General features: G+C 70.6%; 11 protein-coding genes. 4 read left to right on the top strand and 7 right to left on the bottom strand.

Going from position 1 to position 12866, the window contains the following annotated elements:
- Window positions 1-13 precede the first annotated feature (13 nt).
- From JIN95_RS04900 to JIN95_RS04885, 4 genes are all read left to right on the top strand, one after another.
- Complete coding sequence (locus tag JIN95_RS04900; RefSeq protein ID WP_200530677.1) at window positions 14-2269, top strand: PAS domain-containing protein; 2256 nt, start codon at window positions 14-16, stop codon at window positions 2267-2269.
- Window positions 2270-2390: 121 nt separating this feature from the next.
- Window positions 2391-2606 (top strand): hypothetical protein, encoded by a 216-nt coding sequence (locus JIN95_RS04895; protein WP_234699161.1) that lies wholly within the window; start codon window positions 2391-2393, stop codon window positions 2604-2606.
- 50 nt (window positions 2607-2656) lie between these two features.
- On the top strand, window positions 2657-3073 hold the full coding sequence (locus JIN95_RS04890) for a hypothetical protein (RefSeq protein ID WP_200530676.1): 417 nt from the start codon (window positions 2657-2659) through the stop codon (window positions 3071-3073).
- 73 nt (window positions 3074-3146) lie between these two features.
- Entirely contained in the window at window positions 3147-3860 is a 714-nt protein-coding gene (locus JIN95_RS04885; protein ID WP_200530675.1) for a molybdenum cofactor biosynthesis protein B, read from the top strand.
- Window positions 3861-3888: 28 nt separating this feature from the next.
- On the opposite strand, the gene trpG is transcribed toward JIN95_RS04885, so the two are convergent.
- The 7 genes from trpG to JIN95_RS04850 all read right to left on the bottom strand — a co-directional run bounded on the left by trpG (window position 3889) and on the right by JIN95_RS04850 (window position 12822).
- The gene (trpG, locus tag JIN95_RS04880; protein WP_200530674.1) at window positions 3889-4488 is read right to left on the bottom strand and encodes an anthranilate synthase component II; all 600 of its coding nucleotides are present in this window, start codon (window positions 4486-4488) and stop codon (window positions 3889-3891) included.
- Complete coding sequence (trpE, locus tag JIN95_RS04875) at window positions 4485-6191, bottom strand: anthranilate synthase component I (protein WP_200530673.1); 1707 nt, start codon at window positions 6189-6191, stop codon at window positions 4485-4487. The genes trpG and trpE overlap by 4 nt, the downstream gene beginning before the upstream one ends.
- Window positions 6188-6832 (bottom strand): phosphoribosylanthranilate isomerase, encoded by a 645-nt coding sequence (locus JIN95_RS04870; RefSeq protein WP_095637784.1) that lies wholly within the window; start codon window positions 6830-6832, stop codon window positions 6188-6190. Before JIN95_RS04870 ends, trpE begins: the two co-directional genes overlap by 4 nt.
- Complete coding sequence (gene trpD / locus JIN95_RS04865) at window positions 6832-7878, bottom strand: anthranilate phosphoribosyltransferase (RefSeq protein ID WP_095637783.1); 1047 nt, start codon at window positions 7876-7878, stop codon at window positions 6832-6834. The genes JIN95_RS04870 and trpD overlap by 1 nt, the downstream gene beginning before the upstream one ends.
- Before the next feature lie 135 nt (window positions 7879-8013).
- On the bottom strand, window positions 8014-10479 hold the full coding sequence (locus tag JIN95_RS04860) for a DUF2309 domain-containing protein (RefSeq protein ID WP_200530672.1): 2466 nt from the start codon (window positions 10477-10479) through the stop codon (window positions 8014-8016).
- Complete coding sequence (locus JIN95_RS04855) at window positions 10476-11969, bottom strand: proton-conducting transporter membrane subunit (RefSeq protein ID WP_200530671.1); 1494 nt, start codon at window positions 11967-11969, stop codon at window positions 10476-10478. The genes JIN95_RS04860 and JIN95_RS04855 overlap by 4 nt, the downstream gene beginning before the upstream one ends.
- 379 nt (window positions 11970-12348) lie before the next feature.
- A complete protein-coding gene (locus JIN95_RS04850; protein WP_095637780.1) occupies window positions 12349-12822 on the bottom strand; it encodes a winged helix-turn-helix transcriptional regulator in 474 nt (157 codons plus the stop codon).
- Between the last annotated feature and the right edge of the window lie 44 nt (window positions 12823-12866).

Here is a 12866-nt window from a genome sequence, read left to right as displayed (position 1 = left end):
CTACGTCCGATAGATGCCTTCCGGACAGCCACCCGACCGATCGCGGATTCCCGACGACGCGTTCTTCGCGTCGTTCGCCGAAGGGTGTTCTGACCCGATCGTCTCGATCGACGGCGACGGCGTCGTCGTCTACGCGAACCCCGCGACCGAGACGGTTCTCGGGTACGATCCGGACGAGATCTGGGACCACTCGCTCGCGGAGCTCGTCGCCGACGGCGGATACGTCGGCGAGCGCGTCCGATCGGTCCGCGCCCGGCTGGAAGACCCCACCGAGATCGACGAACTCGGGAACGTGTCCGTACCGCTCCGACACGCCGACGGCCACGTGGTGACCTTCTCTGCGCGGTTCCACAAGCACGAGCGGGACGCCGACGGACCGGCCGAGCGGGACGCCGACGGACCGGCCGAGCGGGACGCGGACGGTGACATCGGTGAGGCGGGGACCGACGGTGACGTCGTCTACACCGGCGTATTCCGCGACGGGGTCGAGGCGGTCGGCGGCGCGGAGCTGGAGACGTTCCGAAACCTCGTCGAAAACGCGGGTCACGCGATCTACGTCACCGACACGGACGGGACGATCGAGTACGTCAACCCGGCGTTCACCGACCACACGGGCTACGAATCCGACGAGGTGATCGGAGAGACGCCGGCGATCCTCAACTCCGGCGAAATGCCCGACGAGTACTTCGACGCGCTGTGGTCGACGCTGCTGAACGGCGAAGTCTGGGAAGAGGAGATCGTCGACCGACGCCGCGACGGCGAGCCGTACCACGCCAACCAGACAATCGCCCCGGTGGTCGACGACGAGGGGGAAGTGTCGCGGTTCGTCGCCATCCAGACGGACATCACCGATCGGAAGGCGGCGATGGGGCGATTAAAGCAGTACCGCGACATCGTCGAGCAGCTCGACGACCCGGTCCTCCTCCAGAACCGGGACGGCGAGTTCGAACTGTTCAACGAGGCCGTCACCGAGTTCGCGGGCGTTCCCGGCGACGACCTGTACGGCGCCGACGAGACCGCGTTCATGGACGCCGAAACGGCCGCGGAGATCGCCGCGCGACGACGGGACGTGCTCGATACCGAGGAATCGGTCGAGTACGAGGTGTCGCCCTCGTTCGAACGGAGCGGTCGCGAGGCGACGTTCAGCACGCAGCGGTACCCCTACTACGACGCAAACGGGAACTTGGATGGGACGTTCGCTATCTGCCGGAACGTCACGGACCGCAAAGAGCGCGAACGAGAGTTAGAGCGGTACGAACGCGCGATCAACGGAGCGACTGACCTCATCGCCGCGGTCGACCGAGACGGACGCCTGCTGTTCGCGAACCCGCAGTACCGTGAGTATCACGAGCTCGGAGACGGCGACGTGACTGACCTGCGGCTCGCCGACGTCGTTCCCGACGACAGCGACGGCGACGTCGAACGTCAGGTCGAGCGGGCGCTCCGGGGGACCCCGGTCCAGTATCGAACGCGGCGGGCGCATCCGGTCCGCGGCATTCGGACGCTCGACGTCCGGTACTATCCGCTTCGGAACCCGGACGAAGACGAACCGGCCGGGGTCGTCGGCGTCCTCCGAGACGTGACCGACAGCGAAAATCGGGCGCGACAGCTCCGCGTCGTCGACCGCGTTCTCCAGCACAACCTCCGGAACGCGTTGACGGTCATCCGCGGACAGGCGGACCAGATCGCGTCGGGCGAGGCGGAAGCGTTGGACGGCGGGTCCGCGGCCGCCGCGGAGTACATCGTCTCGCGGGCAGACGGCCTCTTGGAGACGAGCGAGAAGGCCCACCACATCACCGAGGTGCTGAGCGATCCCGCGGAGACGGAGCCGGTCGACATCGGCCGAGTCGCAGGACAGATCGCGGCCGCGGTCGACGACGAGTTCCCGGACGCGACGGTCGAAGCGTCGGTACCGGAAGAGGGGAGCGCGGTCGCCTCGGCGACGACGTGGATCTCGCGTGCGATCGAGGAGCTGGTGAGAAACGCTATCGTCCACCACGATCGCGACCGGCCTGCGGTCGCGGTACGAGTCGCAGTGCGCGCGGACGCGGTCGAGATCGAGATCGAAGACGACGGGCCGGGACTGACCGGGATGAACCGCGACGTGCTCGTCGACGGCACCGCGGTCGACGCCCTGTACCACGGCAGCGGGCTCGGCCTCTGGCTCGTCTACTGGGTCGTCCAGCAGTCGGGCGGCGAGGCGTCGGTCGCGGAGGCGGCGCCGCGCGGGACCGTCGTTACGCTCACCCTTCCGCGTGCAGACGGGTGACGGAGAAGCCGCCCACGGTCGCTCGACTCGATTTCGGCGGATCGCGGCGACGAGACCGCGTCGAGAGTGGTTCCGTCTCGGCGGCAGATTTATAACGATCTGCCCTGTTACATGTTACCGTATGTCACTCCGAGAGACGAACAGGCGTATGCGGCTCCGACGTACCGGACTGATCCCGTCCGACACGCGGGTCCGTCACTACGACGAGCTCGATGAGGAGGCGCAGGCGACCGTCCGCGAACTCGCGGGGCGACCGCAGACGGCGCCGGAGGCCGACGATCTGGACGACGGCGACGTGGTGAAGTTCACCGACTACTACGAGGTCCGCGCGCGCTGAGCCGGTCCCGGAAGCGAAGTTGTTTTCGCCCGCCGCGAGAACACCGATCCATGGACAGTGGCGGATCTACCGACATGACGCTGGCGTTCGAGCTGGAGGCGTTGAAGGCCCTGGCGGACCCCAACGCCGTGTTCAACAACGCCCGACAGTGGACCGAGTACGTCGGCGTCGTCAGCGAGAAGCCGACATACGTCGTCACGAACTTCACCCGCAAACACCGGGTGCGGCAGGATTTCTTCTCGGGGCCGCGCGGCGTCGAGGAGAGCTTGGAGAACATCGCCCAGCAGTTCGACACCGAGCGACACGTGTTCGTCGGCGTCGACGAGGAGGACGAGGCGGTCGCCGAGGCGACCGGCTGGGAGTTCCTCCAGGTCGAGAACGCGGCCGAGGCCGCGGGCTGGACGCTCGCGACCGACTCGCCGGAGGCGGAGGCCGCCGAAGAGGCCTCACGCGACGACTGGCCCTGAGGGAGCGTCCGCCGGCCGCGGACCGGGCGACCGTCGGGGAGGTGTTTTCACGGTCGACGGGATACGTGGAGCCATGAGCGACGCGCACGACCACGGCGAGGAGGACGCACACGGCCACAGCGAGGAGGACGCACACGGCCACAGCGAGGAGGACGCACACGGCCACAGCGAGGAGGACGCCCACGACCACGGCCACACTGACGGCCACGATCACCACCACCACGACGCCGACACCGTCGCGATCGGGGTCGTGACGGTGTCGTCCTCGCGGTCGCTGGACGACGACCCGTCCGGCGAGTACCTCGTCTCGGCGTTCGAGGAGGCGGGCCACGAGGTCGCCGTCCGCGAGCTGGTCCCCGACGAGTACGACAGTGTGCAGGGGACCGTCGACCGGCTCGCACGTCGCAAGGACACGGACGCGGTCGTGACCACCGGCGGAACGGGAGTGACGCCGGACGACGTGACTCCCGAGGCCGTGAAGGGGTTGTTCTCCAAGACGCTCCCCGGCTTCGGCGAGCTGTTCCGTCGGCTCTCTCACGAGGAGATCGGGACGCGCACGATCGGCTCGCGGGCGACCGCGGGCGTCGTCTCCGCCACCCCCGTCTTCTGTCTGCCCGGCTCCGAGAACGCGGTCCGGCTCGGCGCCGACGAGATCATCCTCCCCGAGATCGGTCATCTCGTGGGGCTCGCGGGGCGGGGCGTGGAAGACGAAGAGGGCGGCGGGGAATCGGACGACGCCGACGCGGATCCGGGCGACGCCGACGCGACGCCGGACGACGCCGAGTGACGGCGGCAAGAGGGAGGTCGCGACCCGCTTAAACCGACGCGAGGAAGTTCCGGATCACGTCGTGGCCCGCCGCGGTCAGCACGCTTTCGGGGTGGAACTGCACCGCCTCGATCGGGTGCTCGCGGTGGCGGATCCCCATCACGATCTCCTCGCCCTCGTGGTCCGTGGTGGCGGTCACGTCGAACTCATCGGGGACCTCGGTGGCGGCCAGCGAGTGGTAGCGCCCGGCGCGGAACCCCTGATCGAGCCCGGCGAACACCCCCTCGCCGTCGTGCTCGACGGGGAACGCCTTGCCGTGGATCGGCTCCGGCGCGTGGCCGACGGTCCCGCCGTACTCGTACACGGCCGCTTCCAGCCCGAGACAGACGCCGAGCGTCGGCACCTCGGGAGCGAGGTCGCGCAACACCGGCATCGTCACGCCCACGTCGCGCTCGTTCTTGGGGTGACCGGGGCCGGGGCTGATCAGGACCGCGTCCGGGTCCGCGTCCCGGATCGCCGCGAGCGACGCGGTGTTCTTGAACACCTCCACGTCGATCGGCGCTTCCTCGCCGTCGAGCGGCTGATCGGAGACGTACTCGACGAGGTTGTACGTGAACGAGTCGAAGTTGTCGACGACGACGACCCTCATTCGTCGACCTCCGTGCCGGCGGGGAGGGGGTCGTCGGCGGCCGCTCCCTCCTCGCCGCCCGCCTCGCCGCGCTCGCCGCCCTCCCGGATCCGGTCGATCGCGGTCAACACGCCGTCCATCTTCTGTTCGGTCTCCTCGTACTCGGCGGCCGGGTCGGAGTCGGCGACGAGCCCGGCGCCGGCCCGGACGGTGACCGCGGTCTCGTCCGGATCGCTCGCGCCCGGCGGCGACTCGTCGAGCGTCGCGGTCCGGATCACGATGGCGAAGTCGGCGTCGCCGGTCCACGCGTAGTAGCCGACGCCGCCGCCGTACGCCTCCCGCGGCGTCGTCTCTAAGTCCTCGATGATCTCCATCGCGCGCACCTTCGGCGCGCCCGTGAGCGTGCCCGCGGGGAACGTCGCGCGCGTCGCGTCGAAGGCGTCGGCGTCGCCCGAAAGCGTCCCGGTGACGGTCGACTCGATGTGCTGGACGTGGCTGTACTTTAGCACGTTCATGAACTCCTCGACGCGCACGGAGCCGGGCTCCGAGACGCGCCGCACGTCGTTGCGCGCGAGGTCGACGAGCATGGTGTGCTCGGCGCGCTCCTTCGGATCGGCGAGCATCTCGCCCGCGAGCCGGCGGTCCTCGACCGGGCTCGTCCCGCGGGGACAGGTGCCCGCGATCGGGTTCGACACCACCCGGTCGCCCCGCACCGACACCAGCGTCTCCGGGCTCGCGCCGACGATGCTGCGGTCGTCGTGGCGCAGGACGTACATGTACGGCGAGGGGTTCACCTCGCGCAGGGCGGCGTACAGCCCGAGCGAGTCGACCTCGCCGCGGAGCTCGCGGCTCCGCGAGATCACGCCCTGGTAGATGTCGCCGTCGAGGACGTGACGCTTGGCGGTCCGGACTGCCTCCTCGTACGCCTCGCGTGGGTCGGCGGACTCGTCGTCCACGCGGATCCCGTCGGGCTCCGGCGGCGCGGCGCTCCGGAGCTCGGCGCTCACCCGCTCCGCCTCGTCGACGAGGTCGTCGTAGACCGCCCCGGGGTCGTCGTCGACGCCGACGACCGGGGTGAAGACGAGCTCGACGGTCCCCTCCTTGTCGTCGAAGACGACCGTGCGGGTCGTCAGCGCGAACTCGGCGTCCGGGAACTCGGTCTCGGGGCGGTCGACGCCGACCTCCTCCAGCCAGAGGTCGTAGACGGCCTCGTACGCGAGGAAGCCGACGAACCCGCCCGAGAGGATCTGTCGGTCGGTGTCCGGGAAGCCGCGCAGGCTCACGTCCGGGAAGGCGGCCCGGATCCGGTCGATCGCGTCGCCGGCGTCGGGATCGAGGCCGCCGTCAGGATCGTCGAGGAACGCCGCCGCCGGCCCCAGCTCGGTCACGTCGGTCCGGTCCGGGTGGACCGAGACGATCGCCTCGGGGTCGTAGCCGACGAACGAGTAGCGCGCGTGTTTGTCGGCGTCGCCGTCGGCGGTGAACGCCCCGTCGGGGTCGCTGGAGGCGACCTTCTCACCGGACTCCAAGAGGAACCCGTACGGGCCCTCGCCGACCAGCGTCGCGTACGCCGCGAGGGGAGTCACGTCGGCGTCGAGCGAGGCGGACGCGCGGACGACGACCGGCCTCTCGGCGTCGGCCGCGAGGTCGACGAACTCGGCCTTCGAGCGGTCGAGGGCGGGGCCCTCCTCCCGCTCGTCGCCGGCGGCGTCGCGGTCGCTCATGCCAGCTCCATCTCCCGGCCCGCGTTCGCCACGAAGCGGGCCACCGCGTTGTGGTCTTTCCGCCCGTCCGACAGCTCGACGCCGGATGCCACGTCGACCGCGAACGGGTCGGCGACGCGGACCGCCTCGGCGACGGTGTCGGCCGTGAGTCCGCCGGCGAGGACCACCGGCGAGGTGAGCCGGTCGGCGAGGTCGCCGGCCCGCCCCCAGTCGTGAGTCTCGCCGGTCCCGCCCGCGCCGGACTCGTCGGTCGAGTCGATCACGAGCGCGTCGGCGACCCGGTCGAACTCCTCGGCGCGCCCCGGGTCGTCGGCGTCGACCGCGAGCAGCACCTTCCGCTCCGTCTCCGCGCGGATGTACCGGATCTCGTCCGGCGTCCACTCGCCGTGGAGCTGGACGGCGTCCGGCGTGACCATTCGCAGGAGCTCGACCGCGCGCTCGGCCGACTCGGGCATCGTGACGAGCGTCGCGGTGACGAACGGCGGCACGTCGGCGAGCAGCTCCGCCGCCGTCGCCGGGTCCACCTCGCGGGGCGAGTCCACCGGCACCTCGGAGATGACGCCCACCGCATCGGCGCCGGCGTCGACCGCGGCCCGCAGGTCGGCGCCGTCGGTCAGCCCGCAGATCTTCACCCGGGCCATCAGTCGTCGTCCTCCGGGGCGGGGGTCGTCGAGGTTACCGCCTCCCCTTCCCCGCACAGCGCGGCGAACTTCGCCGCCGCCGCGCCGGAGTCGATCGCCTCGGCCGCGCGCTCGACGCCCGCTTCGAGCGAGTCGGCCTCGCCGGCGACGTAGATCGCCGCCCCGGCGTTCGCGAGGATGAGGTCTCGTTTGGGGCCCGTCACGGAGCCGTCGACGATCCCCCGCAGGTCGGCCGCGTTCTCCTCGGGCGTCCCGCCCGCGACGTCCTCGATCGGGGCGCGGTCGAGGCCCAGGTCCTCGGGCGCGATCGTGAACTCCCGCACCTCGTCGCCGTCGACCTCGGCGGCGACCGTCTCGTCGTGAATCCCGATCTCGTCCATCCCCGCGCCGTGGACGACGAGGGCCCGCTCGACGGGCATGTGCGCGAGCGACCGCGCGATCGTGGGGACCAGCTCCGGGTCGTACACGCCGAGCACCTGCGCGTCGGCGCCGGCGGGGTTCGTCAGGGGACCGAGCACGTTGAAGATCGTCCGCATCCCGAGCTCCTTGCGCGGGCCGATGACGGCCTTCATCGCTGGGTGGAAGACGGGCGCGAGCATGAAGCCGATCCCGTCTCGCTCGATCGCCTCCTCGACCGCCGGCGGCTCGGCCTCCACGTCGGCGCCCGCGACCTCCAGCACGTCGGCGCTCCCCGAGGAGGAGGACACCGAGTAGTTGCCGTGCTTGGCGATGGGGACGCCCGCGCCCGCCGCGACGATCGCGGCCGTCGTCGAGACGTTGATCGTGTCGTAGTCGTCGCCGCCGGTGCCGCAGGTGTCGACGAGCGGCTCGCGGTCGGGGTCGATCGTGCGCGCGGCGTCGCGCATCCCCTGCGCGAACCCCGCGATCTCCGCCTCCGTCTCCCCCTTCGCCCGGAGCGCGGCGAGCAGCGCCCCGATCTGCGCCTCGGTCGCCTCCTCGAAGACGAGCCGCGCGGCCTCGCGCGCCTCGTCGACCGTCAGGTCCGCCCCGTCCGTCACGTGCTCGACCGTGTCGTTGATATTCATTGTGTACACCGATGTAGTGTTTCGCGTTGTGATGTACAAGTATGTACATCGGTATAACGCTGTCGCCGGACTGCGAACCGGTGGCACGCGACGCGGAAAGCGAGCGAGCGAAAGCGAGCGAGCCGAGCGGGCGGGTCAGTCGTCCGCCGTCGCTGGCGTCGGCTCGGGGGCGGTAGGTTGCTCCGGCTGCTCCGGTTCGGCCGCGGACGGCTCGGAGAGGGGCCGCCACGCCAGGTCGCGCTCGTACTCGAACGCGCGGTGGTCCTGCGTCGGGTCGACGACCGTCAGCGAGAGCCAGTCGTTGTCCAGCAGCCGCGTGACCTCCTCGTGGTCGGCCAGGGCGTCGGTGACGCGCTCGACCGGCGCGTGGACCACCGTCGAGAGGCGGAGCGGCTGGTGGTACGGCTCGTCGTCGGCCGCCATCAGCGACTGGAGCGGGAGCCCGGTCATCAGGTCGCCGCCGTTCCCCTGGTAGACGCCGACGTTGCCGACGGGGTTCTGGGTCGTCTTCGACCCGCTCCCGTAGACCGCGTTGTCGACGGTCGAGAAGTAGTACTGAGCGTTGATCCACTGCGTGACGACCATCGGTCCCGCGAGGATCGCTTCGAGCGCGTCGCCGTCGGGGTCGGTCGACCAGTCGTACGAGTGGAGGAAGGCGCGGCCGTCGAGGTCGAGGTCGCTGGTCAGCCCGCGGGGGCCGACGACGAAGCCGGCGTTCCCGGCCAGCCCCCACTCGGGGCGCGTCTCGGCCCAGTCGCCCGCGCGGCGCTCGGCCTCGTCGACGCTCTCCGACGGGTCGCCCCCCACGCGCTCGGCGGTCGCGTTCTCGCGGGCCGCCGCGAGGTCGGCGCGCAGCCGTTCGAGGTCGTCCGCGTGGCTCTCGGGCACGTCGCCGTACAGCTCGATCTCGTCGGTCGTCGTGTTGTGCTCGCCGGCGAGGAAGACGGTGTCGTCGGGCAGATCGAAGCCGCGCTCGCGCAGCGCCGCCTTCACCTCGGGGTCGGCGCAGATCTCGGCTAGGACGCGGGCGTTCGGGCCGCCGGGGCTGCCGGCGCACGCGCCGCAGTCGAGGCTGGAGTCGTAGGGGTTGTTCGCCGTCTCGCTCGCGTGGCCGGTGAACACGACGAGCCGACCGAACTCCGTCCAGCCCATCAGCTCGAAGGCGGTCGCGGCGTACTCGACCTTCTCCTCGCGGGTCAGCCCCACCGGAAGCCCGTCGGCGTGGGTGTGCTGGTGCTGGACGATCGGCTCGCAGAACTCGTGTCCGTCCGGCACGGCGTCGTCGGCCGCGCCGAACAGGTCGCGGACGCGCTTGGGCACGAGCGTGCGGGCCGCGAGGGCCAGCCCGTAGCCACTCCCGGCGTTCTCGACGAAGCCGAAGGCGCTGGCCGGGTTCGTCTTCAGCGCTTTGACGACCTCGTCCGCGGCCTCGCGGATCCCCGACCACCGGTCGTGACGCTCACGCGTCTCCCCGTCGGTCGGGACTTCGCTGATGCGGTGCTGCGCGTCGACGATGGGCGGGCAGGCGTCGACCGGGACCGCCGCGTCGTACCCGCGGTACTCCATCGGGACGCCGAAGAAGCCGGCGTAGCCGTGGGTCTCGTACGCGCCCTCCGCCTCGATGTGGCGGCGGATCACCTCCGAGCGGGTGTCGATACAGAACACCAGCTGGGCGTCGGGGCGACCGGAGTCATCGCCCTCGGCCAGCTCCCGGCTCTCGTCGGCGACGCGGTCGACGACCGCGGCCCGGTAGCTCGACTCCCACGCGCTCAGGAACGCCTCGGCGATCTCGTCGGCCGGGTCCGGGTCTGCGGTCCCGGGGCCGACCGACGGCTCGATGTCGGCGTCGAACCCGTCGAGGAGCGCGAGGCGGACCGCGAGGTAGTCCGCCAGCGTGATCGGGTGGGTCGACTGCCACGGCCCCTCGTCGTCGACGCGCTGCTTGACGAAGCCGGTCCACCCGGGGAGCGCGGCCAGCTGCTCCTCGAAGATCGGGACCCACTGGCTCTCCGGGTACGGCTCTAGGACTTCCTCGATGGCCTCGATCGGCGTCTCGGGGAGCGACTCGGCGACGCCGTCGGGGACCTCGCTGTCGTGCGCGGCCACCCCGCGGAAGGCGGCGTAGAACCCGTCCTCGCGGTTCGGCATCGACCACTTGGCGTGTCCCTCGTCGAGGAAGGCCGACAGCCACTTCGTCAGCACGCGGTCGACCCGCTCGGCCTCGGCGTCCGCGGCCGCCGACCCGTCGCCTCCAGCCGCCGACTCGTCGTTCGGCGGCTCCGAGTCGACGGCGCCGTCCAGGCGGTCGAGCAGCGTCTCCGGGTCGGCCTCGTAGCCGCGGTCGGCGAGCTCCGCTTCGAGCGTCTCGCGGTCGATCCGCCCGTCGTCGAGCGCCGCCCGGAACGTCTCGCGGCTCGGGTAGCCGCGCCCGCCGAGGAGGTCGGCGGCCTGCGTCACCGCCTCGCCGAACGGCACGTCCTCGAACCCCGAGAGTGGGTTGGCGGTCACGAACGAGTGGATCGGCCAGACCGAGCCGACCGTCTTCGCCGCGGCCTCGATACCGTCTTCGATGTCGTCTTCGATGGTGGGTTGGGTGCTCATTGGACGCCTCCGTCGTCGTACTCCGCGGTGTTCGTCAGCAGGGTGTCGGGCGACGGCTGGCTCCCGTTCAGGAGCGCGACGTAGAGCCGCCGGCTGCGCTCGTGGACGCCCGCCTCGATCGCGGCGTACGCGGCGAGGAAGGCCGCGGCCACGAGGACGTGGAGCGCGGTCAGTTCGGTCGGGGCCGTGACGACCGGAAGCCCGGAGAGGACCGCCGAGACCGCCTCGTAGACGAGCGCGTACACGGCGATGGCCGGGAGGAACACGAGGGGGACCGCCCCGTAGCGGACCGACGCCGGGAGCGACGCGTTCCGGACCGCGCCGCGCGCCGCGTGGAGCGTCGTGAACGTCACGAACAGGGCGAGCAGGAGCCCGGCGTCGACGCTCGTTCCCTTCCCGGTCAGCAGGACGAAGGTCGCGCCGCCCGCCAGTCCGGTCGCCAGCGTCACGGCGACGCCGACGGGGGTCGTCTCGTGGCCCGCCGCCTTTCCGGGAGCCTTCCGCTCGACCTCGCCGCCCGCGCCGAGGAAGTGGTAGGCCTTGTAGAACCCGTGCAGGATCAGGTGGGTGATCGCGGCGCCGAAGAAGCCGAGCCCGGCCTGCATGATCATGAAGCCCATCTGCCCCACCGTCGAGCAGGCCAACTTGCTTTTGACGTCCGGGCGGACAGTCTTGAGGAGCTTCCCGAGCAGCGCGCTGGCCGCGCCGACCGCGACGATTCCGAGCATGAGGCCGGCGTCGACCGTGACGACCGGCGCGAAGCGGAGCAGGAGGACGCCGCCCGCGTTGACGAACCCGGCGTGCATCAGCGCGGACGCCGGCGTGGGGGCGGTCATCGAGGAGAGCAGCCAGCCGTGGAACGGGACCAGGGCGGACTGGATCATCGCCGCGAGCACGAGCGCGACGGCGGCGACGAGCCACGCCGGGCCGCCGAGCGCGTCGGCGCTCGCGGCGACCCCCGAGACCGTCGTCGCGCCGGTCGCCCACCAGAGGGCCGCCAGCGCGACGCCGAGGAGCGCGCCGCTCGCGAGGAAGTACCGCCGGGCGACCGCCGCGGCCGCCCGCGCCTGTTTCCAGCCGTCGACCACGCCGATCAGCTTCGCCATGACGAGCCCCATCGTCAGCCACAGGAGCCCGAACAGGGCGAGGTGGTCGGCCGCGACGAGCGTCATCACGGTCGCCGCGAACCCGAACACGGCGAGGAAGAACCCCGTCTCGTGGGCGCTCCCCGCCATGTAGCGGCGGGAGTAGCTGAGGACGATCCCCCCGAAGAAGGAGACGACGACCCACATCAGGACGGTTAGGCCGTCGACGGCGAACACGCCGGGCAGCTCCGGAGCGAACCCGAGTCGGACTCGCGCGACGAGGGCCGCGACGCTCGCGGCGAACAGCGACCACACGAGCCACGTGAGTGCGGCGGGCACGAGCGACGAGTCCGTCGCCGTGTCCGGGAGCGCTCCGACCGTCGGTTTCGAGGAGTTTCCTGCCATCGTTCAGTCCGTTCGACCGCGTCCGGCACTCGACGCGAGCGCGTCGAACCGGTTCCGGTCGTCTTCACACCAGCAAAGAACAGATTGCCTATTAAATCTACTTGTGTTCACAAATCGTTCGAATATCCGAATATAACGAACATTATAAAACATTATAGTTGGTTGGGACGGAGTGACAAGACCTCGGCTCGCGAGCCGGTTCGGACCCTCTCGCCGTCGTTTCCGGGGTCGCCGTCGTCCGCGGAATCGCTTCGGTTTCCGGGGAAACCGCGGTCGGCCCCGATCGCGCCGGTACGAGCGACTGTCGGGCGTACGAACGAGTGTCCGTCGGGTGTGCGATCGCGATCGACGTGGGAAACCCCCCCGGAAGAACTGCCGCCTAGGACTCGGTCTCGGCGTCGAATCCGCCAAACGGCGTCGTCTCGTGGCTCCGGACGAGGACCTCGTCGGCGACCGTGAGTCCCATGTCGAGGAGCTCCTGTGCGACGGGCGTGATATCGTCGTCCGACTCGCCGACCGCCGTCACGAGGAGGTTCTGTTCGCCGGTGACCAGCTCTTGGACCGAGATGACGCCGTCGATCTCGAGGATCGCCGGGAGCATGTCGCCGCGCTCGGGTATCGAGGCGGTGCAGTAGAGTAACATTCGGAGCGGGTACCCCGACTGCTGGTAGTCCACCTCGGCGCTGTACCCCTTGATCACCCCGTCGGACTCGAGGCGCTGGATGCGCTTGCGGACGGTGCTGTCCGACGTGCCGGTTCGCTTCGCGATGTCTCCGGACGAGGTGTTCCGGGCGTCCTCCTGTAACGCGTACAGGATCGCCCTGTCCACGTCGTCGATCGCGTCGTCAGCCATACCTGAGGGTCCGTGACATAGCCACTTTACTGTTTTATATTCCT

Source organism: Halorubrum sp. LN27 (assembly GCF_016635065.1).
Lineage (GTDB): Archaea > Halobacteriota > Halobacteria > Halobacteriales > Haloferacaceae > Halorubrum > Halorubrum salipaludis.
This window is presented reverse-complemented; position numbering and strand designations above follow the sequence as displayed.